The 25123-nt window shown below is 68.3% G+C and carries 20 protein-coding genes; 16 read left to right on the top strand and 4 right to left on the bottom strand.

Annotated elements, in window-relative coordinates; genetic code table 11:
• The first annotated feature begins 90 nt into the window (after positions 1–90).
• Positions 91–1011, top strand: coding sequence for a phosphotransferase enzyme family protein (locus BGM09_RS36600; protein ID WP_188286073.1), 921 nt, complete (start codon positions 91–93; stop codon positions 1009–1011).
• A gap of 8 nt (positions 1012–1019) precedes the next feature.
• On the opposite strand, the gene BGM09_RS36595 is transcribed toward BGM09_RS36600, so the two are convergent.
• Positions 1020–2393: a sporulation protein gene (locus BGM09_RS36595; RefSeq protein WP_188286072.1), complete on the bottom strand. Its 1374-nt coding sequence runs from the start codon at positions 2391–2393 to the stop codon at positions 1020–1022.
• A 233-nt stretch (positions 2394–2626) separates the two neighbouring features.
• On the opposite strand from BGM09_RS36595, the gene BGM09_RS36590 reads away from it, so the two are divergent.
• From BGM09_RS36590 to BGM09_RS36560, 7 genes are all read left to right on the top strand, one after another.
• Positions 2627–3154 carry an ATP-binding protein gene (locus BGM09_RS36590; RefSeq protein ID WP_188286071.1) on the top strand — a complete coding sequence of 176 codons (528 nt, stop codon included), beginning with the start codon at positions 2627–2629 and terminating at the stop codon, positions 3152–3154.
• A gap of 117 nt (positions 3155–3271) precedes the next feature.
• Positions 3272–3652 (top strand): hypothetical protein, encoded by a 381-nt coding sequence (locus BGM09_RS36585; RefSeq protein WP_188286070.1) that lies wholly within the window; start codon positions 3272–3274, stop codon positions 3650–3652.
• Positions 3653–3834: 182 nt separating this feature from the next.
• Positions 3835–4278 (top strand): DUF6907 domain-containing protein, encoded by a 444-nt coding sequence (locus BGM09_RS36580; protein WP_188286069.1) that lies wholly within the window; start codon positions 3835–3837, stop codon positions 4276–4278.
• Between the two features lie 17 nt (positions 4279–4295).
• Positions 4296–5093 carry a diaminopimelate epimerase gene (dapF, locus tag BGM09_RS36575; RefSeq protein WP_188286068.1) on the top strand — a complete coding sequence of 266 codons (798 nt, stop codon included), beginning with the start codon at positions 4296–4298 and terminating at the stop codon, positions 5091–5093.
• Positions 5090–6178, top strand: a complete 1089-nt coding sequence (locus tag BGM09_RS36570) for an ATP-grasp domain-containing protein (RefSeq protein WP_223188105.1) — start codon at positions 5090–5092, stop codon at positions 6176–6178. Before dapF ends, BGM09_RS36570 begins: the two co-directional genes overlap by 4 nt.
• Before the next feature lie 23 nt (positions 6179–6201).
• Complete coding sequence (locus tag BGM09_RS36565; RefSeq protein ID WP_317453033.1) at positions 6202–6735, top strand: C39 family peptidase; 534 nt, start codon at positions 6202–6204, stop codon at positions 6733–6735.
• Positions 6736–6749: 14 nt separating this feature from the next.
• Positions 6750–8141, top strand: coding sequence for a UDP-N-acetylmuramoyl-tripeptide--D-alanyl-D-alanine ligase (locus BGM09_RS36560; RefSeq protein WP_188286067.1), 1392 nt, complete (start codon positions 6750–6752; stop codon positions 8139–8141).
• A 727-nt stretch (positions 8142–8868) separates the two neighbouring features.
• On the opposite strand, the gene BGM09_RS39075 is transcribed toward BGM09_RS36560, so the two are convergent.
• A complete protein-coding gene (locus BGM09_RS39075; RefSeq protein ID WP_188286066.1) occupies positions 8869–10239 on the bottom strand; it encodes a Shedu anti-phage system protein SduA domain-containing protein in 1371 nt (456 codons plus the stop codon).
• 239 nt (positions 10240–10478) lie between these two features.
• On the opposite strand from BGM09_RS39075, the gene BGM09_RS36550 reads away from it, so the two are divergent.
• The 8 genes from BGM09_RS36550 to BGM09_RS36515 all read left to right on the top strand — a co-directional run bounded on the left by BGM09_RS36550 (position 10479) and on the right by BGM09_RS36515 (position 22494).
• Positions 10479–12245 carry a hypothetical protein gene (locus BGM09_RS36550; protein WP_188286065.1) on the top strand — a complete coding sequence of 589 codons (1767 nt, stop codon included), beginning with the start codon at positions 10479–10481 and terminating at the stop codon, positions 12243–12245.
• 415 nt (positions 12246–12660) lie between these two features.
• Positions 12661–14625, top strand: coding sequence for an ATP-dependent nuclease (locus tag BGM09_RS36545; protein ID WP_223188104.1), 1965 nt, complete (start codon positions 12661–12663; stop codon positions 14623–14625).
• A 5-nt stretch (positions 14626–14630) separates the two neighbouring features.
• The gene (locus BGM09_RS36540; RefSeq protein ID WP_188286063.1) at positions 14631–16382 is read left to right on the top strand and encodes a UvrD-helicase domain-containing protein; all 1752 of its coding nucleotides are present in this window, start codon (positions 14631–14633) and stop codon (positions 16380–16382) included.
• 1463 nt (positions 16383–17845) lie between these two features.
• Positions 17846–18325: a DUF1453 family protein gene (locus tag BGM09_RS36535; protein WP_188286062.1), complete on the top strand. Its 480-nt coding sequence runs from the start codon at positions 17846–17848 to the stop codon at positions 18323–18325.
• Positions 18326–18333: 8 nt separating this feature from the next.
• On the top strand, positions 18334–19476 hold the full coding sequence (locus tag BGM09_RS36530) for a sensor histidine kinase (RefSeq protein ID WP_223188103.1): 1143 nt from the start codon (positions 18334–18336) through the stop codon (positions 19474–19476).
• Positions 19473–20183: a response regulator transcription factor gene (locus tag BGM09_RS36525; RefSeq protein WP_317453032.1), complete on the top strand. Its 711-nt coding sequence runs from the start codon at positions 19473–19475 to the stop codon at positions 20181–20183. The genes BGM09_RS36530 and BGM09_RS36525 overlap by 4 nt, the downstream gene beginning before the upstream one ends.
• Positions 20184–20278: 95 nt before the next feature.
• Complete coding sequence (locus BGM09_RS36520) at positions 20279–20776, top strand: DUF485 domain-containing protein (RefSeq protein WP_188286060.1); 498 nt, start codon at positions 20279–20281, stop codon at positions 20774–20776.
• On the top strand, positions 20773–22494 hold the full coding sequence (locus BGM09_RS36515; protein WP_223188102.1) for a cation acetate symporter: 1722 nt from the start codon (positions 20773–20775) through the stop codon (positions 22492–22494). Before BGM09_RS36520 ends, BGM09_RS36515 begins: the two co-directional genes overlap by 4 nt.
• 7 nt (positions 22495–22501) lie before the next feature.
• On the opposite strand, the gene BGM09_RS36510 is transcribed toward BGM09_RS36515, so the two are convergent.
• Both BGM09_RS36510 and BGM09_RS36505 read right to left on the bottom strand, forming a co-directional pair.
• Complete coding sequence (locus tag BGM09_RS36510) at positions 22502–23194, bottom strand: response regulator (RefSeq protein ID WP_188286059.1); 693 nt, start codon at positions 23192–23194, stop codon at positions 22502–22504.
• Positions 23191–24918, bottom strand: a complete 1728-nt coding sequence (locus BGM09_RS36505; protein ID WP_188286058.1) for a sensor histidine kinase — start codon at positions 24916–24918, stop codon at positions 23191–23193. The genes BGM09_RS36510 and BGM09_RS36505 overlap by 4 nt, the downstream gene beginning before the upstream one ends.
• Between the last annotated feature and the right edge of the window lie 205 nt (positions 24919–25123).

Below are 25123 nucleotides of genomic sequence, written 5' to 3'. Positions count from 1 at the left end.
GGATGGCAGGCGCAGTCCGCCGTGTATGGCATGGCGGCTTGGCTGCCGTCCGTGGTGTGCCTTTGATCGAAGCTGGGGAGTGGTCGCGTAATGCCGATGTCCGGTGCTGGGCGCGGTCACGAGGGCTTCACCTCGTCGCGCGCCCGCCAGGTCATGGTGGAGGCATGTGGAGCGGCGGGCTTGGACTCCGGGGGAGTGCGGCTGATCCGCCTCGGCGAGAACGCCTTGTTCCGGCTGGAACGCCAGCCCGTGATCGTACGGATCGCGCGCTCGGAGGAGTACCTGGATTCCGCGCGCCGGGAAGTAGGAGTGTCGCGGTGGCTGGCGGACGAGGGTTTCCCGGCGGCACAGGTCGTGGAGGACATTGAGCAGGCGGTCGTTGTGTCCGGTCACCCGGTGACATTCTGGCGTCGGATCGAGGAGAGTGGTCGGGCGGCGACGTATGGCGAGCTCGGTTCGATCCTGCGCGAACTGCACGCGCTGCGGATGCCGGAGACGCTGGTCCTTCCGAGGTTCGAGCCGATGGGCCGGTCGGTCCTGAGGATCGAGAAGGCGACCGGCATTTCCGAGTCCGACCGGAAATTCCTGCGGGAACGCCACCGGCAACTGGAACGTGAGATCGGGCAGTTGTCGTTCGCCTCCCCGGTCGGTCCCGTCCACGGCGACGCACACGTCCAGAACCTGATGGTGGACCGCTCCGACCGTGTGATCCTCATCGACTTCGAAGTCTTCTGCCGCGACCATCCCGAATGGGATCTGATGGTGACGGCCACGGAGCACGACAGCCTGGGCTGGCAGACGCCCGACCAGTACGCGGAGTTCGTCGGCGCGTACGGGCGCGATCTGCGCGACTGGCCGGGCTTTCCGACGCTGCGAGCGGTCCAGGAATTCAAGATGACCACCTGGCTCATGCAGAACGTCGGTGAGAGCGACGAGGTCGCCAGAGAGTACGCGCGCCGTATCGCCTCGCTCCGCGACGATCAGGCGCCCCGTGACTGGCATCCCGGCTGACGTCGCCGCTACTGGTCGTCCAGGCCGGAGAGCGCCGTCCGTACGTGGTCGTTGAACTGCTGCACTTCTGGGTTGCCGGCGTGCACCGAGACCTCGCGCTGGAAGTCCAGGACATAGCGCTGGAAGCGGGCCGATTGAAGAGCGTCCCCCGCCGTCACCGCGAGACCCGCGGTCGTGACGGCCGCTTCAAGTTGCCCGTCCAGGAGTTGGCTCTGCGCGAGCACCATCCGGCAGAAACCCAGCGACCGGGCGTACTTCGGATCGGTGAGCGCGACCGCCTGCTCGGCGTAGCTGACGGACTGGGCCGATGCGCCGAGGTCACGGAAGCAGTGGCAGAACTCGCCCACGAGCTCGGCTTCGTCCATGTAGGCAAGCCAGGGCGGATCACCTCCTTCACCCACATGAGCTAGGTGGTTCTCGGCTTCGAGCATGGCGCGCTGCGCGCCTTTCGCGTCCCGGGCCGTCGCAAGGGCGCGCGCCTCGTGAGCCGAATACATCGCCATCGCGCGCGGTGTTGCCCGACCGTTGCTACCGCCCTCGACCGCGGCCCTCGCCAGCCGAACCGCTCGCGGCACCTGCCCGAGGTAATTTGCCTGGTGGCTCATGTTGGCGAGGATGCGCGACCCCATCATCCGGTCGCCGGTCACCTGCGTCAGCCTGAGCGTCGACAGGAGGTACCGGTCCGCGAGGCGGTGGTGGCCGCTGTCATAGGCGGTCCACGCGAGGAGTTGGGAAATCTCGGCTGCGGCGTTGAAGAGGGCGGAGCCGACGCGCTCGCTGTAATCGGCGTCCAGCAACGGCAGGACCTCGTGCCGGAAGTAGTGACGCAGCGCCTTGTGACCGTGACCTCCCCCGTAGAGAAAGTCCAAGTGCATGAACATCTCCGCCGCGGTCCGGACGGCGGCGACATCTCGCATTCCGATGCGATGGGACGCGGCCCGGTCAGAGGGAACCCCGTCCGGTCGTGTTACGAGCCAGGACAGCACGGCGGTGTTGACCTCGTTGTCGTGCAGCAACTCGACAGCCGGTGGCTTGTCCTCGGGCCGCAGCTGCGTCAGGCCGTCGAGTACGCCCAAGGCCTCGGCGAGAGTCGCCGCGTAGGTCGTACCGTTCGGAGCGGGGCTGATCGTCGGGCTGGAGAAGCCGCAGTCGGCGGGGGTGATCCTGCGGCCTAACCTGGCGCCGAGCGCTTCTGCCACAAACGCCGCGTTCTCGGCCTGGATGCCGGCGCCGTCGAGCCACCGCTGTACTGACACGTGGGTGGTGCCGACTCGGACGCCGTGCCGCAGCGCAACATCGCGGACGCGTCGGGCCAGGCCCTTGTTGGACGCTCCGACCTCGGCCATCAACGCGGCGAGGCGGCGGTTGGGCTCTCTGTCCATGGTCCCCCTGCCATCGGTCGATGACGGCGAGTGGCAATCCTGTCACGCTCCGGTCGGCTGAGGCAGGGGGTTCATGGGTGAACCCCCTCGACGCACGGTGAACCTCCCGTACTCGCGAACTCCCCGGTGAACGCTGCCGCTCTCCTCGCCGCCGCCGTTGACTGGCGAGCACACCCGGTGGAGCGGCTGACAGGCCGGCTCCGTGGTGCATGTCGCAGCAGGGAGGTGAAGCGATGATTTCCGCAACGGCGGTTCTTCACAGTCGACTCGATCTCGGGCACGAGCTGGTTGGCGTCAGCGACGCCCGGCGTTACGCGCGGGATGTTCTCGGCGAGTGGGGCATGCCTGATGAGGTGCTGGACGACGCGCTGAGCATCGTGACGGAGCTGGTCGCCAACGCCATCCGGCACGCCGAGACCGGGGAGTCGCGCCCGTGTCACCCGCCGCTGTCTTCCGTTCTGGAGCTGCGGGTCGTCGTTGGCCACCTCTACGTAGTGGTGCACGACGCGAGCCGGCGGGCGCCGATCCTCCGGCCTCCGTCCGAGGAGGCGGAGAACGGACGCGGGTTGTTGCTCGTCTCGGCTCTGACCGAAGGTGCCTGGGGCTTCGCCTACGCCACTCACGGCGCGGGGAAACTCGTCTGGGCCCGGCTCTCCCTGCCCCGCGCGGCAGCGGGCGAGGCGGCGCCGGGCGGTGCGCCTGCCGCCGATCAAGCTGACCAGTCGCCGCGGTCCGTCGTTGCTGTCGGAGCTGGGACATGACGCTGCTGTCCCACCGCGCCGCCCCCGGCGGGTGCCGGTCGCCATGACCGCGAGCCGGCCGCCGCCCCGCCCGTACGCCGCCGAAAGCGGCCCCATTCACCGAAGGAACACGAATTCATGCCCGGTGCCCAGGAGGAACGGCTCATCTGTGGCCGGCGGGTGGTCTCACCGCCGTCGCTGGTCAGGGCCGCACTCAGCATGGCCAACGCCCTCATGCCGGGGACGTATTCGGACGACGACGCCCAGCAGGAACTCGTCTGCGCGATCAGCCACGACAACTCGGAGCACCAGGCGCTTGTTCTGGGCCTCCGGGGTCCGCACGCAGGGTCTCTGTGGACGGTGTGGTGTGACGGCGTGGAGCCGAGCACCGTCGTCGAGTTGCCGGACTGCCCGGCCGTACGGCTCGGGGAAGCGTGCAGCGAGTTCGAGGGCCACCCGGGCGGCCACAGCTGGGAGTTGGCCGACGCGCGCCTCCTTGCGTCCGAGGTCTCCGCCTGATCGCCGTAGGACTGACGCCCGATTGGGCGCCGCCTTGGCTCTCCCGTATGCCACCCCACGAAGGACTCACTGTCATGCCCCCTGCCGCCACGGCCACGCTGGGCCGTAGCTCCGCACCTAAAACGCTCGACGCTCCCACTTCGCCCTCTGCATCGGAGACGATCCCGGCCTCCAACCGTTGGATGATCACCGCGGACGACGGCTCCGTCGTCGCGGGCCACTTGCCCGACTGGGCGCAGGAGGACCCCACCACCCACGGTGTCCCCGCCGATCAACTTCCGGCCCGCATGGCCGACATCACGCACTGGGCGGACTTCGAGGGAGCCTCCCTCCGCGTGCACGCCGCCGGGACGGGCGGAGCCATCGGGCTGCTGGAGGAGGTCATGATCTTCGCCAGCAGCATCATGTGCCACCCCTTCCCGGACTCCGCCGAGCCGCGCCTCCCCTTCGCAGAGGTCCAGATCACCCCCGACTGCTGGATGACCGGACTCGACCCGGACGCGCTCGTCGCCCTCGCCGCCACCCTGCGCACCCTCGCCGATCGCATCGAGAACGATGTGCGGCCCCTCCTGCTCAGCGCCCGCACGGACTGGGCGGCCCACCACCCCTCGCCCGTCCGCATTTGAAGGAGAGAGGCACACCCGTGTCCTTCCAGAAGCTCCACGGCGCCGGCAACGACTTCGTCCTGCTCGCGCGCCCCCTCCCCGACCTACACCGGGACTGGTCCGCGACGGCGCGGCAGCTATGCGCCCGCCGCACCGGCATCGGGGCGGACGGCCTCGTACTCACCGCCGTGACGAGCACCGACCCTCTGGTCCTCGACGTGGCGTGCTTCAATGCCGACGGCTCCGCGGCCAGCATGTGCGGCAACGCCCTTCGCTGCGTCGCCTGGTCCGCGGCCGAGAAGTACGACTGCCGGACGCTGGCCTTGACGATGGCCGGCGTGAAGCACGAAGCGCTGGTCGACGGCGACGACGTCTGGGTGACGGCCGAGGTCGGCGCGACATCGCTCCGGCAGGTCGAGGGCGTGATCGACGGCCGTGCGTTCTGGTACGACCTCGCGCACACCGGCACCGAGCACGTTGTGGCCGTCGTGAAGGACGTCGACTCGGTCGACGCCGACCGCTGCGGCCGGATGATGCGCCATCACCCACAGCTCGCCCCGACGGGCACCAACGTCAACTTCGTCCAGGTCACCGGCCGCCAGGAGTTGCGCGTCCGCACCTACGAGCGCGGCGTGGAGGCCGAGACGCTGTCGTGCGGCAGCGGTGCCGTCGCGTCAGTCGTGATCGCCCAGCAGCGCGGCCTCGTCGGGGACGAGCAGGTCACCGTCCACAACCGCTCGGGAACGCCGCTGAAGGTGCGCCCGCACACCGAAGGCCGAAGCGCCTTCTGGGTTGGCGGCCCGGTCAACCAGGTCTACCGAGGAGAGCTCACATGATGCCCGTGATCGACATCGGCGACCGCGCCGCCGTGAACCGCGAGACCGAGGCGCTACGGCGATGGCAAGACGGCCTCGCCGACCCGCCGAAGGTGGCGCTGCTCTACGGCGGCCTGTCGGCCGAGGATCGGCTCTACCTGGCGCACTGCCCGCCCGAACAGCGCTCGGACACGGCGCTCAGCAGGTCCCTGACGCAGATCGGCGCGGACTTCGCCGTCCTCGACCCCTGCGAACCGGGCTTCGTACGGTCACTGCCCGCCTTCGACGTCGCGCTGCCGAACCTGCACGGCCCCTATGGCGAGGACGGTCGGCTCCAAGGACTGCTGGACTACCTGCGCGTGCCCTTCTGCGGCAGCGACGTCGCCGCGTCCGCGATCTGCGCGGACAAACTGCTGTGCAAGCGGTTCATGCGGAGCATGGGCGTGCCTACGCCTGACTGGCAGGTGTGGTGGCCGGGCCAGAAGACGGAGTGGCGCGATCGCCCGGTGATGGCCAAGCCCGTGCTCGGCGGGTCCAGCCTCGGCATGAGCCTGGTGCGGGACGAGGCCGCGCTCGCGCCCGCGCTGGAGTACGCGTGGGCGTGCGACCCCTCCCACGTCCTGGTCGAGGAGTACGTCGTCGGCCTGCCCGTGACCGTCGGTCTGCTCCAGTTGCCGGGCGGCCTTCTGGTGTCCCCGCCACTGGCCACCGAGGCGATCGGAGCGGAGTTCTACGACGCCGAGGCCAAGCTCGACGCCGATGGGCGCGGGGACGTCTCCGTCACCACGGCGGACCTGCCCGCCGGCGTCCAGGCCGACCTCGTATGTCACGCCCTGGCTCTGTGGAAGGGGCTCGGCTGCCGCGGTTGGGCACGGATCGACTTCATCGTCACTGAGGCCGGCCAGCCGTACGCCCTGGAGGTGAACACCACGCCCGGCATGTCGGCGGCGTCGAACTTCGCCGTCGGGGCCGGCCTGGCCGGGCTGAGCCACGTGGACGTCGTACGGGCGATCCTCCACGAGGCATTGACGCGCCAACCGTACGATGTCCCCCTGCCCACTCCCGTGCTCGGCGCTGCGACGGACGCGGGGGAGACCGCTGCCTGACGCGCCCTCGGGAGCCCGCCACCGTGCCCCATCTCCACGACGTGCCCATGTGCCGCCAGCTGATCGCGCCGGAGGAGTGGGAGGAGCACGGCGGGTGGGAACTCGGTGACCGGGAGAAGTGGTCCGACCGAGCTTGTGGGCTGGCCTCTTTGAGGATGATCCTGCTGGCGTACGGCCGCCAGGCACCGACCGTTACCGAGTTGCTGAAACTCGCGTTCAAGAACGAGGTCATGACGCCGCGCGGCGCACTGCACGCGGGCCTCGCGGAGTTGGCGGCCTCGTATGGAGTACCCGGCCGCGCCGAGCCCGTCGCGGTGGAGGACCTGCTCGTGCGGGCGGCCGAAGCGCCGCTGATCGTCTCCATCACGGAGCAGTTCCCCGACGACGGTCGTCGCGGCGGCCACCTGATCGTGGTGCGCGGCTATGACGACAGCCCCGACCCCGCGGTCTTCATCCGTGACCCATCCCGATGGGGCCAGACCCACGACCGCGTACCGCTCAGCCAGGTCGCGGCCTCGTACTCCGGCCGCGCGATCACCTTCCCGCCCCTGCACTGAGAAAGGCCCTGCCCGTGATCACACTGACGCTTGCCGAGATCGCCGAAGCCACCGGGGGAACTGTCCACGACGCTCCCGACCCGGAGCAGGTACGCGTCACGGGCCAGAGCGCCAGCGACTCACGGCAGGTCGGGCCGGGCGGCATGTTCGTCGCGGTGACGGGCGCGCGGGTGGATGGCCACGACTTCGCCGAGCAGGCCGTGGCCGGCGGCGCCGTCTGCGTCCTGGCCTCCCGCCCGGTGGGCGTGCCCGCAGTCGTCGTACCGGACGTGACGGCCGCGCTCGGGCGGTTGGCGCAGTACGCGCTGACGCGTACGGGGGCGCAGGTTGTCGCCCTGACTGGCTCGGCCGGCAAAACCACGACGAAGGATCTTCTCGCGCAGGTGCTGGCCCGCCACGGGCGTACGGTCGCCACGCCCGGCAGCTTCAACACCCAGATCGGCCTGCCCCTGACTGTACTGTCCGCCGACGAGGACACCCGCTTCCTGGTGCTGGAGATGGGCGCCCGCCACGTCGGCGACATCGCCTACCTCGCGGGCCTCACCCCGCCGCGCATCGGCATCGTCCTTAACGTCGGCTCCGCGCACGTCGGCGAATTCGGCAGCCGCGAGGCCATCGCCGAGGCGAAGAGCGAACTCGTGCAAGCGCTCCCGCCCGCCTCCGAGGGCGGCGTGGCCATCCTCAACGCCGACGACGATCTGGTCGCGGCGATGGCCGACCGTACGAAGGCCGCCGTCACGTACTACGGCACGAGCGAGCAGGCTTCCATCCGCGCAACGGACGTCGAACTCACCGTCGGCCGCGCCGCCTTCCGCCTCCACACCCCCGACGGCAACGCCTCGGTCACCCTCCAACTCCTCGGCGCCCACCAGGTCCACAATGCCCTGGCCGTCGCAGCCACCGCCCACACCCTGGGCATGTCGACGTCAGCGATCGCGGAGGCCCTATCCTCCGCAGCACCGATTTCGGCCGCCCGCCTGGAAATCCTCGAACGCGCCGACGGCGTCACCATCATCAACGACGCCTTCAACGCCAACCCCGAATCCACCCGCGCAGCCCTGGAGACCCTCGTGTCGCTGGCACAGGGCCGTCGTACGGTCGCCGTCTTGGGCGAGATGAAGGAACTCGGCCCCACCGCCACCGAGGCTCACCAAACGATCGGCCAGTTCGTATCGAGCCTGGGAATCCACATCCTGGTCACGGTCGGCACATCTTCCGAGATCACCGCCCTCGGTGAAACCGCCCGCACCGCCAACCCGGCCCTCGCGACAGCTGCGGCGGAGCACGCCGCCAGTCTCCTTGGTGCCCTCACCCCCCTCCTGACTCCTGGCGACGTCGTCCTCATCAAGGCCAGCCGCTCAGTCGGCCTCGAACACCTCGCTGGCGTCTTGCTGGACGAGGAATGAACGATCAAGTAGTGATACGAATAATTCGATTATAAATTTGATATCTTGTCGCGTATTCTATAGTCGAATCTCAGATGCTGGAGCCTCGCCGCCCGGGAAAGGTGTTTGGGTAAGTGCGCTTTGGTTGGGGCTTTAGTGCCAGACGACGGTATAAGAATTATTAATTTCGAGTTCCTGATTGCCTCCTCGACTTCTCCGGATACCCAGCTTTGCGCTGTAGAAGAGCTGCAATCCCCAGGTTCGACTGTTTCGCACCGCATTTCCGCGTGGTGCCTCGCTGGCGCGACGACCGTATGACCTTTCATTGGCCGACGGGTGCGGCGGAGGATGGCCCAGCTTAAGATCAGACCCTTATCATAATTCAGAGAGCTTTCTCGAGCGCACCTAGTAAAGTTCCACCCGAGGACTGCCGACAACATCTGTCGTCATGCAAGCAGTGGCAACTCGCATGTCACAAGCCTCGTCCTTATCTAAGTCGTGGCTGCTTCCGATCGTGACCCTGCCCAATGGTTATGCGATCACCAATAAGTCATTTTTGGTTGGGCTGATCGGATGTCTGGCCGTACACACCTTCGGCGTCTTTGATGCCAAGTCGGCGGGCTGCCGAGCGGTTCCAGGTCTCACCGTCCACCGCCCAGCGGCTCGATTGAGGACCTCATTCGAGCCGCTGAGCAGGAGGGTGCGCCTCTGACTCTGTGATGATGAAGAAGTGGACGCTCGCTCCGTGCTATGCGGATCCATCGCCCTGGTTGCCGTCTTCTTCGAAGGCCAGGGCGCGCTCGGCTGCGTCGATCAGGTCGGCGTATGTCAGGACTTGGATCCGAGAGAGGTGGGCGTTGTAAGTACGGATCGTTTGGTCAATTTGTTCGCGCGTTGCCAACCCGTGCGCGGTGCGCCCTGGGTAGCCGATGACTACCGTTGCGCGAGCCCGCCGGTAGTCGTAGTTCAAGTTCAGGTCATTCTGATGCAGTGTTCCGAGCGCCGCCCCCATTTCGTCGAGGGTCCTGAGGTAATTCATGCATTGCCCGACTGCTTCGTGAACGGCACCGGACGGGATGAGGTGGTTATCTCGTGGGCGTCGCGTGAGGGGGGCTTCGGGGCCCTTGAGTTCGATGATATTCAGGCTCCGATCGGCGTACACGAGCGGAATGTCATGCTGGTGTAGGTTCATGAGATCGCGTCGGACGGCAACCCCGATATATTGACCGCCAAAGATCCAGTACTGTCCTTCCAGCGCCTTTTGCATGCGCGTCTCGTTGGTATTTTCGGCGAGGGCGAGCTTGCGTAGGTCGGCCAGCAGTGCTCGGCGTCGGCGAATGACGGCCGCCTCGGCGGCGAGCATCCCTGTCGGCGTGGAGGTGAGTCCGGTCAGAACTTCGTGGATGTCGCTTCGGTGCGACAGCATCTCACCGAATGTGACCGCAGTGATGCCGGTCGTTCCATGCGTTTCAGCGAGGGATGCGACTTTCCCGGCGAAGTTCTTGACGAACTCCTCGATTGACATCTCTGATCGTGGTTCTTCTAGCGACGTATTATTTTCCCCGCCGGAGGACACGTAGCAGACCTTGTCGTACAGGCCATCTTCGCAAAATTGCTCGAACGCTTCCCCCAATCTCTCCTTGTATGAGAGGCCGTCCCCGGTCCTTGCGTAGGTATCATTCGGCTTGCGCGCCGGGATATTGATGCGCTCATCTTCGCGCAGAATGAAGAAGAGTCCAAGGCATGGCTGTAGCTGGTTCAGCTCGTGACTGCGGTATTGCCGTCGAACATCAAACGCGATGGACGTCAGTTCCTGGAGCCGATTGTTGTAATTATTGCGATACGAGGAACCGCCGAGGGATTTCAGGATGATTGCACCGAGCGGAATTCCGTCCTTGATCACCGCCAGGTCCCACGCTGAGCGCCCCAGGCCGTAGGCACCCGGCAGCGTTGCGGAGCGCCCGGCCTGAATCCAGGACCGCTCGATGCCGCGCTCGGCAAGCGAGTCAACCAGAGCGGTCAGGATCTCCTCGTCGTGACGGCCGCCTCTGACGCCTGGGGGGTCGCCGGACCCTCTGTCGTCGGGCTGAGACCAGTAGTTTCTGACTGATTCCCTCACCGACGCCACTCTCGGCTGCCCCCTTCAGTGTTGATCGTCTGCCGGGCCAGACGCTACAGGCCGACAGTGACAGTGTGAGCCGACCGTTTCAGCGGCCCGTCAGAGCGACGGCAGTGGGTTCGGGAGCGCACCCGGAATCCCATAGACCGACGAAAAGGTGGTAGCTAGGCTCATGCGGACACAGCGGGCACCGCCGCCCGTGAGGGAAGCTACGGAGCGCGGACAGTTGAGGGAGCGACGTGGACGAGCGCGACACCAGCGACGGAAGTCGACCGGACGGCCGGGTGTCGAGCGAGGCCACACTGAGGTTGCGGAGCGCGACCCGCGCTTTGCGACTCCACCTTCGCGAGTTGCCGTGCGTGGTGCACTACGGACGGGAGGCAGACCTCTTCTTGGCGGAGGCGGCCTTCCCCTTCGCCCGGTTCTGCTACGAGAGCGCCGAGTCGCTCATCGGCGCCGGCTTCGGCGGCACCGTTCTGGGCGCTCTTGCGCGGAGCGTATTCGTCGACGGCCTGCGATGGCAGTGGATCGGCGAGGCCCCCGCCGAGAGACGGACAGCGCTGCTGGGCAGCATGGTGGAGGAGCGCAACGGGATCTTGGACCGGCTGGAGCGGCACGATGTGACGTGCCCCATTCTGCCGCGCTGGTTCGCTCCGCTGCTCGGTGTGACCGATCTGACGGGTGCCTCGCCGCGGTGGTGGCAGGCACCGTCGATGCCTGACGAGAAGGAACTCCTGGACACCTTCTTGTCCCGGCCCCAGGAGGCCGCATCGGCGACTTCAGACGAAGAAGGCGATGTACGGGAACTCTTGGCCTCGGCACGGCAGTTGCTCGGCCTGGCGGGCCTGCGGGGTGCGGTCATGGTTCTGGCACACGCTGGGCACGGGAACCTTCTCGGACTGCAGAGCAGTCTGGCCGAGGACGGAGTACCCGGTCACGATCTTCGCCCGGACCATGAGGCTCTGTTCATGCATGCCGCTGCAGTGGGCGTGACGGTGACCCTGCTCGGAGTGTGCGTGGCAGCGCCGGAGGGCTGGCCGGCCGAGGTCGACCAGAAGTCCTTCCTGGCGAAGGCGCTTGAGCTGACCGGCGAGGTCGCGGCCGCAGCCACGGCGCTGCACGGTTTGAGCGCGGCCTCTGCTCCGGCCGGAGGGGGGCAGAAGATCCGCTCAAACACTGCTCGGCGGCCGATAATGCGCGGCTCGGTAGTGCTGCCCGCCGAGGACTCGATGCCCGATTGCAACGATGCGGCGCCCGTCCTCGCCGCCGCCGAGCGGTACGAGAAGCACGCGCACAGCTGGTACACGAGCCCCTATGCGAAGAAGGATCCCAAGCTCGCCTCCGTGCTGGCGTACGGCGGAGGCCACTCCACCTTCCAAGCGGTCATGACGAACGTCGACAACGCGCCTGTGGCCGCGATGTTCGGGGCGCGGATGCTCCTGGAGGAGGCAGCCCGATTCCGTTGGCTCACCTCCGAGACCAGCAAAAGCGAGTTCATGGCACGGTCGAAGCGCTACTTCGACGAGTTCCGCTCGCGCAAGAAGAAGACGATCTCCCTGCTCACGAGCAACGGAGTGCCTATCCCAGTCGCGCGCAAGCTCTTGGCATTGCCGAGCAATGTCTTCGAAGGACCCGACGACATCGCGAAGGGCCGCGAGCGCTTCCCGTCGATCGAAGACATGCTGCTGGTCCTGGGCGAGCCCTACGCGGAGCCCGGTTGGCTCAGCGTGGCGTACAGCCTCCTGAGCCAGGTCACCCACAGCACCCCCATGGGCGTCCTGCACCTGGTCACCCTCCGCGAGGAGACCGTGCATCTGGGCGAAGCCACTCCCGAGATGCTCGGGCTCGCGTTGGATGTCGCCTGCCTGGGCAGCGCCCACCTCCTGGGACTGGGGGCGGTGTTCCTCACGCACGGCAGTCCGGAGGCATTCGCGTACAGCAACGAACTGCACCGTCTGGCCGCAGCCGTGCACCACGCCGCCCGCTGGACCCACGGGCTGGATTAAACGCTCCGTCCGCCGGCGCCGACGGCCGACGGCCGAAGCGCTCCTGCACGAGCCGCCCGGCCATCCTCCGCCCACCTACTCCGCGACGCCCACGTGCTCCGAAGAACCACCTCCACCGCGCCCTTGACCCTGAATTCTGCCGCGGACCGCTGGGCGGAGGCAGTGGCCCCTGAGGCAACTACGTCGGGCCGAGCACCGTCAGATCCGCCTGACACAGGTCACCATTCCGGATTCGCCCACTGGACACGGTGGCCAGGCAGACACACAACGTGACGGAACCCACTCCGTGTTACCGGTCGGTTCGTCTGAAAACTGCGTTGATCATGTGCAAAAGTACCCTCCACCGCATTGTGCGGTAGTTGGCACAGATGGCTGCTTTTGGTTGGGGCGGCTTCACGACTGTAGCGGGGGCGCGTTGTTGGACACGAAAAATCCGACGTCAGGCATGTACCTGCGGAAAATCGGTATCAAGAACTTCCGGTCATGCTACGACGTCGAGGTTGAATTCTGCCCCGGCATCACGTTGCTCGTTGGTGAGAACAATTCTGGAAAGTCCAACGTCATCGAATCACTCAGGCTGGCCACCACCCCCCTGAATCGCCGTTCCACACGCTGGTTCGACGAGTCCGACCTCGCACACGGCCGGGAAGGAACGGAAGCCCGGTTCCGTGCGACGTACGACGGCCTGACCGCGGCGCAGCGTGCCCACTACATCACCGCTCTTGACGTGGAAACCAACGAGGCTTCCTACACCACGACGTACGCGCGCGATGAAGCCCGGCAACAGATGCGTCCGAGCGTGTCCGCAGGGCCAGTGGACGGCCCAGACGCTGAACCCGACAAGCGCGACCAGATCGCGCATGTCTACTTGGCGCCGCTGCGGGACGCACAGCGTGAGCTGGACTCCTCCGACGGGAACCGCCTGCTGCGGATCATCCGCTACCTCACCGAGGAAGAAGAACAGGAAGCCTTCCGGACACAGGCCAACGAGTCCTTCACCAAGCTCAAGGACCACCCCGTCCTGACCTCAACGACCAAAGAGATCCAGGGTCATCTGGGCGAACTGACCGACTCCGTCCGAGGGCAGACCGTGGAGGTCACCTTCGCCGAGTATGAGCTGCACCGACTCGCCCGGAGCCTGCGGGTGAAGATGGCCGAGGCCGGCATCCCGCCGGCTGACCTCAGCGAGTCCGGCCTCGGCTACGCCAACCTGCTCTTCATCGCGACGGTCATCCTGGAACTGCGCAGGGCACAGCACATGGAACTGACGCTCTTCCTCGTTGAGGAGCCCGAGGCCCATCTCCACCCCCAGCTCCAAGCGGTCCTGCTCGACTACCTGCGCGAACAAGCCGCAGCATCCCTCAAGGACGACACCCAGGGCCCGGCCGGCCGCATCCAGGTCATTGCCAGTACCCACTCGCCGAACCTCGCCAGCAGCGTCGGCATCGAGAGCGTCGTGGCGCTGCGCACGCAAGTCCACAAGGAGACGATCCAAGACGACCAAGGGCGGGAGAAGGAGATATCACGGCGCAAGACCCGCGCCCTTCCTCTGGCCAGGCTCCCCCTCGCTGAGGATGAGCGCCGGAAGATCAACCAGTACCTCGACGCCACCCGGGCCGGTCTGCTCTTCGCGCGCCGCGTCGTCCTGGTGGAAGGGATCGCCGAAGCAGTCCTTCTCCCCGTGATCGCCCGCCACAGCGTCTTCGGCGGCCAGGACCAGGCCAGACAGCGCCGCGACTTCCACGGAGTCACGATCATCACTGTGGGAAGCGTCGACTTCGCCCCATACATCACGCTGCTGCTCGCCACCGTCAACGGCTGCCGCCTGCTGGACAAGTTGACCGTCATCACGGACGGCGACCCGGAGATCCCGAAGGACAAACAGGCCGAGGGGGATCAGCCCGCGGACGGTCCAAGCAGCGTCGGCGAGGCCTCGGCCCCGGTCCCGGCTGGGAGCGCCTCCGGAGAGGATGACGAGCCGGACGACGATGACGACACCGTGGTGGACAACCGCAAAGACCGGCTGAAAACTCACGCTCACTCGATCGGGGCCGCGGACCACCTTTTCGTCGCTGAAGCCCCGCACACCCTGGAAGCCGACCTCCTCGGCCCCAAGGTCAACGAGCCGGTACTCCAGGCGGCCTTCCTGAAGCAGCGACCGCGCTCCAAGAAGAAGTGGCAGGAGATCGTCGGCAACGAGCGGAGCCGCGAGTGGGGCTTCTACCTGAAGCTCCGTAAACACAAGAAGTTCATCGGGAAGGGCGAGTTCGCGCACGACGTGGCCCTGGCCATCGAGAACGGCGCGGCCTTCGAAGCACCGCCGTACCTGGCCGACGCCATCAAGGGCGTCCTGCACGACCTGCCCGGTGACGAAGGTTGAGCGGCATGGACCTGACCGACGACCAGCAAGCGCTCGTCGACGCCGAGGAGAGCTTGTTTGCGGCTGCCTGTCCCGGGGCCGGGAAGACACGGGCCATGGTCGCCCGCTTCCAGAAGCGGACCGCCGAGGAAAACCGTCGAGGAATCGCCCTGATCTCCTTCACCAACGCCGCAGTGGACGAGGTCCGGCGCCGATACACGAACCAGTCAGAAGCCCTGCGTACGCCACACTTCGTCGGCACATTCGACACCTTCATCCACCGATTCATTGTCACCCCGTGGTACGTCAAGGCGTACGGCCGGAAGCCCAACTACGTGCAGTCATGGCAAGAAATTGCCAGTACGAGCTTCCGCCTGAGCGACATGGGGAGAACGAAGAACCTGGAGATGAATTGGTTCGACTTCGATCCAGATGGTCGAGCGCACCTGAGGTTGAGTCGCATTCCGAGAGACTTCGGCGACGCTACGGCACACCGCATGCTGGCGCAGCGCAAGCAAGACGCGGAAAACTACGCTTCCAACATCTTCGGGCGGCTTCTCCGGGCCGGAACGGTCACCTGCGAGGCCGCACGCCTCCTGGCCGAGTTCTGGCTCAACAGCAGCAAAGAGCGGGCAGCGCTCGGAGCACTACTCAAAGCGCGCTTCGCTGAAGTGATCGTGGATGAAGCACAAGACTGCGGCCGGGAAGAGCTTCAGATCCTGCGGTTCCTCCGAGATTGCGGGGTCCACGTCGTCATGGTCGGCGACCTCGACCAGTCGATCTACGATTTCCGCAGCGCGACTCCTGCCGCCGTAACTGAGTTCGCCGCCACCCTGCCCGGTCAGATCACGCTCGGAGACAACTGGCGGAGCACCCCGGCCATCTGCGCATTCAACAGTGGCCTCAGATCCGGGCACTTGATCGAGACCGCTCGAGGCGAGAACTCCATCCTTCAGACTCCAGTGCATTTGATGCAGTTCTCGAATCTTGACCAGATCGTTCCCCTAGCACTGGACGTCGCTGAGTCGTACAAGCTGTCAGCACAGGACCTCGTACTCCTCTCCCACGCTGAGGCCCACGGCATGAAAGCCGTCGGCATGAGCCCGGCGAGCGTTGGCAGCAACCGTGTGTTCGCCATCGCCAACGCCGGGCTGAAACTCCGATCAACGCAAACGGAGCCCAAGGTTCGCAGGAGGGCCGTCGAGCAGGTCCAGCGGGCCATCCTCGCCGCACTCACCGTGGGTCGAGCCACACCGCATTACAGCTTCGATGCCGTCTGCGAGGACATCGGCGTCGATCCACGCTGGCTGGAGACCCTCGCAGTACGGATGGCCCTGGGACTCAATGCGAACGGCATGACTCGGCAAGCCTTCGCCGCCGACGTACGCGATTTCTTGAAGGCAGCCGAATGGCCTCGTGCAACCGCCCCCACCACTAGCAATCTTGGCAATCTATTCAAGGCACCGTCGGAGAGCGATTGGGCCAGCATCTCTAGCTCCAGGCCCGGTCCGTCAATGCGCTTCTCCACAGTCCATGGTGTCAAGGGGATGGAATTCCGTGGAGTCGTCCTCGTCCTGCCGGACAGACTCCGGGTGGACGCAGCAACCGAGCGGAGTGTGTTGGATGACTGGGAGGGCGGCCATGACACTGAATCTCGACGAGTCCTCTACGTGGCAGGGTCACGCGCGCAGGAGCTCCTAATTTTCGCGGTTCACCGGAGACACACTGCCCGGGTAGGGGCTTTGCTGGACGGCAAAGGCGTCCCCTACGTGACATAGGGGTGGAGAGTGTGACGCGTCATGGCCCCTGCCGATTCCAGCAGGGTCCCACGGTGTAGAGGGTTGCGGAGGACTGGGGCTTGTCCTTCTCGTTGAGCTGTACCTCGGCCGACGTCAGCCAGCGTCTGCTGCCGACCTGACGGTGCGGTGAACTACTCTATCCCTGCTGGTGCGGGGAGGGCATGGTGGGCGCGGCGCGATTGGCGCAGCCTCGGCCGGGCGGCTGTCCCGAAGCAGGCCCGCCGCCCGCGGGCAGGCGCGTGAGGACTACGCGCTGGAGACCGTCTGTTGGGACGCCTGTAACGCCCGCGACTCCACAGTCGTGGCGTGCCCCGGCTCCTCAAAGCGGTCACGGACGCAGAGAGGCAGGGGAGGCCCGGCAGGCGGAGCGGGACGCCCGATACGACGACTTGGCGGACCAGGCCGCTTGCCTGGTTCTCGCTGGGCAGAAGTCCAAGGATGTGTCTCGGTAGCTCAAGCACGAAGAGGACGGCGGCTTCTTCTCCTGGGGGAGATCATGGGGCGGGCGCGAAAGATCGGCAGGGCGCAGCGGTAGGCGTCGGCGTAAGCGTCGATTGGCGGAAAGCAGTCCGCAAACAGTCCGCAGCGCAGTCGAAAAAGGCCATCGGAGACCAACGCCAGCCGACGCTAAATGCCTGGTCAGCATGAGAGCGGACTGCTCCGCCGCAGGTCAGGAGCTTGCCGGATTGGTTCATCACCAACTCGGCCTCGACGCTTGACCGGGCCAGGATCGACGTCTGATCTACTGCCGGGCCGGGCGTCAGGGGATGTGGGGTCCTGGAGGAGGGCGGTGACGACCCTGCCAGCGCTCGGCCAGCGACTCCTGCGCGAGCGGTCGGCGAGACGGGTCTTGGCCCGTCCGCCCGGCGCGCACAGGCACTGCACGGCGAGCGGGCCGCCGCCGTCGCGCCAGCGCCGTCCGGTGAACTCCACGACGCGGAAACGCGCGTTGAGCATCGGGCTCGGCATGTTCAGCAGAATGCCGTCGTCCGGCAGGACCGGCGGCTGCCAGTGTTGGAGCGGGTAGACCGGGGCGCCGTCGCCGAACACGTGGGATGTCCGCGCCCACGACCCCGTTGGTGAAACCGCTCTCGGCGCGTACGGAATGGCTCACGCTCCCGCCTCCCCACCGCGCGGTGTCCGGCGCTCCACTTCCAGTTGGCCGAGATCCGACACGGTGGCCTCCCCGTTGTCCGACGAACTGGTCGCTGGTCGCCGGAAGAGCGTACGCAGGGCATCCGCTCACCGGGCGGGCGCTCGGACCGGTGCCGGACCGGCCCGATCGCCTGGGGCGCGGGGGCGTCGGTGGAGGGGGCTCCACCCGGGGGTGGAGTCGGAGGTTCAACCCCCGGTTTGATCCGCTGAGCTGGAGGTTTCCGTAGATTCTGAGTTGTCGGCAAACCCGCCGGCCTCGTGGGAGTCGCTTTACGGAGGCGTCCGTCATGTCCGGTCTGATCGATGCGCTGGTGATCGTGGCGGTCATCGGTGTGGTGGTCACCCGCCAGTTGCGGCCGAGGAAGGTCACGGGCGGCCGGCGGTGGTGGCTGATACCGGCGGTGCTGGTGTTCATGGCGCTGCGGCAGCACGGGCTGATCGACCCGGAGCACCGGCAGACGGCGGTCGCGCTGCTGGCCGTGGAGTTGGTGGTCGCTGTGGTGATGGGGTTGGCATGGGCGTGGACCACGCGGTTGTGGACCGAGAAGGACGGGACGGTCTGGGCGCAGGGAGGGAAGGTCACCGTCGCGGTCTGGGCGGCGGGGGTCGCGGTGCGGATCGGGCTGTACGGGGTGGGCGCGGCGATGGGGGTTCACCAGGACAGCGGCTCGTTCCTGATAGCTCTCGCGGCCACGCTGCTGATACGCACCGGGGTGCTCGCCTGGCGGGCCCAGAGCGTGGCGCCGTCGTACGGTACGGCCTCATGATCGGCTGGATGTCCTGGCCTTCGAAGGAGGCGCTTTCCCGGGAGAACCGGTCGTCCGCGCGGCGGGCGTTCGGCCGGGGAGTGCGGCTGCTCTTCGCCGCCGCCGCGCTCTGGGGGATCCTGGCCCGCACGGACCTCAACGGATGGCTGACCGCGGCGTCCGTGCTGGGGCTGGCGGTGGCGGCCGTCGTGGTGCGGGCGTTCTTCCGGTTCACGCTTGAGCACCGGACGGCGCCGTCCGTCGCGCTGATCGCATTGATGCTGGGCGCCGCCTTCGGGCTGCACGCGGTGGGCGCCGATGTGCCCGCGACGCTGCTGTGGTGCGGCTGCGCGGTGCTCGGGATGGAGCGGCTGCCGCTGGCCGCGGCGGCGCCCCTCACCGGTACGGCGCTGGCCGCCTACGCACTGGTCGGCGGTTCCGGCGGCTGGCTGGTCACGTCGCTGACGGTGGCGGGGCTGGGGCTGATCGGGTACGTCGTGCGGCTGGATGCCGAGGCGCGGGGGAACACGCAGCGGCTGCTGGTCCAGGAGCGGGCGGCGCGGGCGGCGGAGGCCGAGTCGGCGGCGCTGGCGGAGCGGGCCCGGATCGCGCGGGAGATCCACGATGTGCTGGCGCACAGCCTGTCGGCGCAGACGGTGCACCTGGAGGCGACGCGGCTGCTGATCGAGCGGGGTGTCGAGCGGGACGTGGTGCTGGGGCGGGTGATCGCGGCCCGGCAGATGGCGCGGGAGGGGCTGGCCGAGACGCGGCAGGCGCTGTCGGCGCTGCGTGGGGAGATGGCACCGGTGGAGGACTTCCTTCGGGAGTTGGTCGCCTCGGAGGGGGCTGATCTGGAGGTGGAAGGGGCGGCGCGGTATCTGCCCGCGGAGGCGGGGTTGGCGGTGCGGCGGGTGGCACAGGAGGCGATGACGAATGTGCGCAAGCACGCGCCGGGGGCGAAGGTCGCGCTGCGGCTGGAGTACCGGAGCGAGGAGGTGGAGTTGGAGTTCCGGGACTTCGGGGGCAGGACGCCTGTGGATAACTCTTTGAGGGCATCCGGATCGGGCTACGGTCTTCTGGGGATGCGGGAGCGCGCGGAGCTGCTGGGCGGCGCGCTCGACGCCGGACCGGCCGAGGAGGGCTTCGTGGTGCGCTTGCGGGTGCCCGCGTGACGCGGGTGGTGGTCGCGGACGACCAGACGGTGGTGCGTGAGGGAATTGTGCTGCTGCTGGGGCTGCTGCCCGACATCGAGGTGGTGGGAGCGGCGGCGGACGGGGAGGAGGCGGTACGGCTGGTGGGGGAACACCGGCCGGAGGTGGTGCTGATGGACCTGCGGATGCCGCGCTGCGACGGGGTGGAGGCCACGCGGCGGATTCGGTCGCGGTATCCGGGGACGCAGGTGGTGGTGCTGACGACGTTCGCGGACGACGGCTCGCTCTTCCCCGCGCTGCGGGCGGGGGCGCGGGGATATCTGACCAAGGACGCGGGAGGGGAGGAGATCGCGCGGGCCATCGCGGAGGTGACCGCCGGGCGGGCGGGCCTGTCGCCCGCGGTGCAGGGCCGGATGCTGGACGCGCTGACCGGGGCGGGCCCCGAGCGGCGGCCGGAGGGACGGGGGAGCGGACCGGGCGGACCGGCCGGGGCGGGAGCGTTGGGCCACGGGGCAGAAGGACGGGGGGAGTTGCCGGACGGGCTGACGGTCCGGGAGGCGCAAGTGCTGGCCCTGGTGGCCGAAGGTCTGTCCAACGCCGAGATCACCGCGCGGCTGCACGTGAGCATGGCGACGGTGAAGACCCACATCAACAACCTGTTCGCCAAAACCGGGGCGCGGGACCGCGCACAGGCGGTCGGATATGCCTACCGGCACGGCATCACCTGATGGGGTGAAGGTTTCTACTTGTTCGTTCTGGATCTTCCCGCTCTGTCCATGATTGGGCGCATCGGCCGATCGGCCGATGGAACGAGGAGTGTTCGGTGGACAAGCACGACGGGGGCGACCCCGGGGCGCTGCGGGTGAACGACCCGTGGCAGGACGCGGCGGACGCCGGTCTCTGGGTCCCGGATCAGACGGCCCCCGAGCCCGCGCCGGGGCGGACCCGGCCCGAGGGCACACCGCAGGCGGGCCAGGACGGACAGCCGGTGGACCGGTCGGCGGTGTATCTGGAGGTGCAGGGCAGCGCGGCGTTCCAGGAGGTGCGCGACCGGTACCGGAGCTTCACCTTCCCGGTGGTGGCGGGCTTCCTTGCCTGGTACCTGCTGTACGTGGTGGCGGCCACCACGGCGCCGGGCCTGATGGGACATCAGGTCGCGGGTGACGTGAATGTGGCGATGGTGGCGGGGCTGGCGCAGTTCGCCACAACGTTCCTGCTGACGTGGGCCTACGCCCGGCACGCGCGGCTGCGCAGGGACCGTGCGGCGCTCGATCTGCGCTGGACGCTGGCGACCAGGACCGGGCAGGAGCGGGTGCGTTGAACAGCGGTCGGTTCAGTGGCGGGTATCTGGCGGATTCGGCCGGGGAGCATCAGGGCCTCGCGATCGTCCTGTTCACGATCTTCGTGTCGGTGACGCTGGCGATCACGGCGTGGGCGGGACGGCGGCGGAGCTCGTCGGTGGAGTTCTTCGCCGGGGGACGGCTGTTCACCCCGATGGAGAACGGCCTGGCCATCGCGGGCGACTACATGTCGGCGGCGTCGTTCCTCGGAATCTCCGGGCTCATCGCGCTCTTCGGGTACGACGGCCTGCTGTACTCGGTCGGGTTCTTCGTCGCGTGGCTCGTCGTCCTCATGCTGGTCGCCGAGTTGGTGCGCAACTGCGGGCGGTACACGCTCGCCGATGTGCTCTCCGCACGGATGAGACAGCGGCCGGTGCGGATCGCGGCGGGCACGTCGTCCGTGGTGGTGTCGATCCTGTACCTGGTGGCGCAGATGGTCGGCGCCGGGAGCCTGGTCGGGCTGCTGCTCGGCGGGCACGGCGCGGCGCGCACCTGGACGGTGGTCGGGGTCGGGGCGCTGATGGTGTTCTACGTGTCCTTCGGCGGGATGCGGGCGACGACGTGGATCCAGATCGTCAAGACGGTGCTGCTGATCGGCGGCACGGTGACGCTCACCGTGATGGTCCTGGTCCGCTTCCACGGCAATCCGGGGAGTCTGCTGCACGCCGCCGCGGCGGGCAGCGGGCACGGCAACGCCTTCCTGGCTCCCGGGCTGAAGTACGGCGGGAGTTGGGCGTCGAAGCTGGACTTCATCAGCCTCGGCCTGGCGCTGGTGCTCGGGACGGCGGGCCTGCCGCACATCCTGTCCCGCTTCTACACGGTGCCCACGGCACGCTCCGCGCGGCGGTCGGTGGTCTGGGCGATCGGGCTGATCGGCGCCTTCTACCTGATGACGATCGTGCTCGGCTTCGGAGCGGCGGCGGTCGTCGGCACCGACACCGTCCGCTCGTCCAACGCCGCGGGCAACACCGCGGTGCCGCTGCTCGCCGAGATCCTGGGCGGCGGGGAGGGGACGACAGGAGGCACCGTGCTGTTCGCGGTGGTCGGCGCGGTGGCCTTCGCGACGATCCTGGCCGTGGTCGCGGGCATCACCCTGGCGTCGTCGGCCTCCGTGGCCCATGACCTCTATGCCACGCTGCGCCGCCGCCCCGTCGCGGAGACGCAGGCACGGCAGAGCAGGCGCGCCAAGCGCGAGGCCGCGGTCCCCGGTGCCGCGCGGGTCACTGCCGACGCGGTGGAGGAAGGGGCGATGGAGGAGGACGAGGTACGGGTGGCACGGTTCGCGGCCGTCGGGATCGGCGCGGTCGCGATCGGGCTCAGCCTCTTCGCGCAGGACCAGAACATCGCCTTCCTGGTCGGCCTCGCCTTCGCCGTCGCCGCGTCCGCGAATCTGCCCGCCCTGCTCTACTCCCTGTTCTGGCACCGGTTCACCACGCGCGGCGCGGTCTGGTCGATCTACGGCGGCCTCGTACCGGCCCTGCTCCTGGTGGTGTTCTCGCCCGTCATCTCCGGCAGGCCCGACGCGCTGTTCCCCGGCGTCGACTTCCACCTCTTCCCGCTGGAGAACCCGGGCCTGATCTCCATCCCGCTCGGCTTCCTCGCGGGCTGGCTCGGCACCCTGCTGTCGCCGGAGGAGGCGGACGCGGGGAAGTACGCGGAGACGGAGGTGCGTTCGCTCACCGGCGCCGGGGCCGCGTAACGGCGGTTCATCCGGTCGCGGCCCAGGCGTAGCGGTGTTCGGGACGGCCCGTGTCGCCGTATTTGAGGGTGAGGCTGAGCCGCCCCGCCTGCTCCAGGTACTTCAGGTAGCGCTGGGCGGTGGAGCGGCTGAGCCCGGCGCGTTCGGCGACCTCGTGGGCGGACAGCGGGCGGCCCGCCTCGTGCAGGACGCGGCGGATCAGGTCGGCGGTCGGCGCGGAGTGGCCCTTGGGCAGTTCGGCCGAGGACGCGCCCGCCGTACGCAGGGCGCCGAAGATCCGGTCGACCTGTTCCTGCCCGGCCTCGCCGCGCCCGCCCACCCCCTCCAGGGTGCGGCGCAGCGCCGCGTAACCGTCCAGCTTGGCCCGCAGACCCGCGAAGCTGAACGGCTTCACCAGGTACTGCAACGCGCCGAGCCGCATCGCCGCCTGCACGGTGGCGACATCACGCGCCGCCGTCACCATGATCACGTCCGCGTGGTGCCCGTGCTGCCGCATCCGGCGGACCAGCGTCAGACCCGTCTCGTCCGGCAGGTAGTGGTCGAGCAGCACCAGGTCGATCCGGGTGCGCTCCAGTACCGCCAGCGCGTGCGCCGCGGTGTGGGCCCGCCCGGCCACCCGGAAGCCCGGCACCTTGCCCACATAGGCCGAGTTGATCTCCGCCACCCGGAAGTCGTCGTCCACCACCAGTACGTCGATCATCGCGCCGCCTCCCCAGCCGCCGAAAGCACGCCTCCGGCCAGTGCCCCTCCGGCCAGTGCCCCTCCGGCCAGTGCCCCTCCGGCCAGTGCCCCTGCGGCCAGCACTCCTTCGGCCAGCGCCTCGGGCAGCACCACCGTGAACACCGCGCCACCGCCCGCCCGCGCCGTCACCCGCGCCAGCCCCCCGTACCGCTCGGCGAGCCTGCGCACCAGCGCGAGGCCCAGGCCACGCCCCCGGTGCGGCGGACGTTCCTTCGTCGACCAGCCCTCGGTGAAGATCAGTTCGCGCGCCTCCGGCGGCACTCCAGGCCCCGTGTCCGACACCCGCAGCAGCAGGGTCGTGTCGTCCTCGGCGCGCAACTCGACCTCCACGAAAGGCGCGGCGGACATCGCCGGGGACACCCGGTGCCCGGCGGCGGCGTCCAGCGCGTTGTCGATGAGATTGCCCAGCACCGTCACCAGATCGCGCGGGTCCACCACCCGGTCGGGCAGCAGCGTGCTCTGCGCGACCCGCAGCGACACCCCGCGCTCCGCCGCGATGGCGGCCTTGCCGACCAGCAGCGCCGACACCAGCGGATCGTGCACCCGGTCCGCGATCACCTCGGCCGACGCCCGATGGGTGTCGGCGACCTCCGCGACATAGCCCACCGCCTCCTCGTGCAGGCCCAGTTCCAGCAGCCCCAGCACGGTGTGCAGCCGGTTGGCGTGCTCGTGGTCCTGGGCGCGCAGCGCGTCCAGCAGTCCGTGGGTGGAGTCCAGTTCACGGCCGAGCAGTTCCAGTTCCGTACGGTCCCGCAGCGTCACCACGGCTCCGCCGTCACCGGTCGGCATCCGGTTGGCGACCAGCACCCGGCCGCCGCTGACCGTCAGCAGATCCGCGCCGCCGACCCGCCCCGCCAGCACGTCCGTCGTACGGCCCGGCGGCAGCAACTCGTCCAGCAGCAGCCCGGTGGCCGCGCCGTCACCGGCGCCGTCGAGACCGAGCAGCCGCTGCGCCTCGTCGTTGACCAGCCGCACCCGCCCCTGCCGGTCCAGTGCGACGACGCCCTCGCGGACGCCGTGCAGCATCGCCTCCCGCTCGTCGAGCAGCGCCGATATGTCGGCGAAGGCCAGCCCGTGCGTGGCCCGCTGCAACCGCCGCGAACCCCACACCGCCGCCAGTACGCCCACGCCGAGCGCCGCGCCCGCGTACATCAGCAGACCCGGCACCAGGCCGATCGCCCGGTTGAGGATGCCGTCGTACGCGATACCCACCGACACCGCGCCCACGATCCGGTGCGAGGAGTCGTACAGCGGCACCTTGCCGCGGGTGCTACGCCCCAGCGTGCCGCGGTCGATCTGCATGACCTCGTCACCGGCAAGTGCCAGCTTGGGGTCGGTCGAGACGTGCTCGCCGATCCGCTCGGGGTCGGTGTGCGACCACCGGGTGCCGTGGGTGTCCATCACCACGATGTAGAGCGCCTTCGTGGCGATCCGGACGCGCTCCGCCTCCGCCTGCACCGGACCGTCCGGCGTCGGCCGGGACGAGACCACGGCCCGTGCCACCTCGGGGTCGACGGCCACCGTCTCCGCGATGGCCAGCGCCCTGTGCATCGCCTCTTCGTCGAGCTGGTGGCTGAGCGGCGCCAGGAAGAGCCCGGTGGCGAGCGCCGTGACGCCCGCGGTGATCGCCAACTGCACCAACAGGACCTGCGCCGAGACGCGGCGCGGCCATCCGATCCGCATCGTGGGGCTCCTCCGCATCCAGCCGGTCCGCCGACAGTCGCGGCGGCCGACCCGCGTCCCCACCACACGCGTACGTCGACAGCCCTGTCGTCAACGCAAGGTAAACCCCGCAGAGCCGGATGGGCAGACTCCGTTTCGCTTTCGTTGTGCGCGGGCGAGCAAAACGAGCAGAAGACCGGCTTGCGCGCAGAAGGCTCCTTGCGCC

The organism is Streptomyces sp. CBMA29 (assembly GCF_014596445.1).
Classification (GTDB): domain Bacteria; phylum Actinomycetota; class Actinomycetes; order Streptomycetales; family Streptomycetaceae; genus Actinacidiphila.
This window is presented reverse-complemented; position numbering and strand designations above follow the sequence as displayed.

Bases quoted from the DNA above. Each gene is read 5' to 3' on its own strand.
- BGM09_RS36570 (WP_223188105.1), top strand. From the start codon at position 5,090: ATGATGCCCGTGATCGACATCGGCGACCGCGCCGCCGTGAACCGCGAG.
- BGM09_RS36540 (WP_188286063.1), top strand. From the start codon at position 14,631: ATGGACCTGACCGACGACCAGCAAGCGCTCGTCGACGCCGAGGAGAGC.
- BGM09_RS36595 (WP_188286072.1), bottom strand. From the start codon at position 2,393: ATGGACAGAGAGCCCAACCGCCGCCTCGCCGCGTTGATGGCCGAGGTC.
- BGM09_RS36530 (WP_223188103.1), top strand. From the start codon at position 18,334: ATGTCCTGGCCTTCGAAGGAGGCGCTTTCCCGGGAGAACCGGTCGTCC.
- BGM09_RS36510 (WP_188286059.1), bottom strand. From the start codon at position 23,194: ATGATCGACGTACTGGTGGTGGACGACGACTTCCGGGTGGCGGAGATC.
- BGM09_RS36590 (WP_188286071.1), top strand. From the start codon at position 2,627: ATGATTTCCGCAACGGCGGTTCTTCACAGTCGACTCGATCTCGGGCAC.
- BGM09_RS36580 (WP_188286069.1), top strand. From the start codon at position 3,835: ATGATCACCGCGGACGACGGCTCCGTCGTCGCGGGCCACTTGCCCGAC.
- BGM09_RS36505 (WP_188286058.1), bottom strand. From the start codon at position 24,918: ATGCGGATCGGATGGCCGCGCCGCGTCTCGGCGCAGGTCCTGTTGGTG.
- BGM09_RS36600 (WP_188286073.1), top strand. From the start codon at position 91: ATGCCGATGTCCGGTGCTGGGCGCGGTCACGAGGGCTTCACCTCGTCG.
- BGM09_RS36535 (WP_188286062.1), top strand. From the start codon at position 17,846: ATGTCCGGTCTGATCGATGCGCTGGTGATCGTGGCGGTCATCGGTGTG.
- BGM09_RS36585 (WP_188286070.1), top strand. From the start codon at position 3,272: ATGCCCGGTGCCCAGGAGGAACGGCTCATCTGTGGCCGGCGGGTGGTC.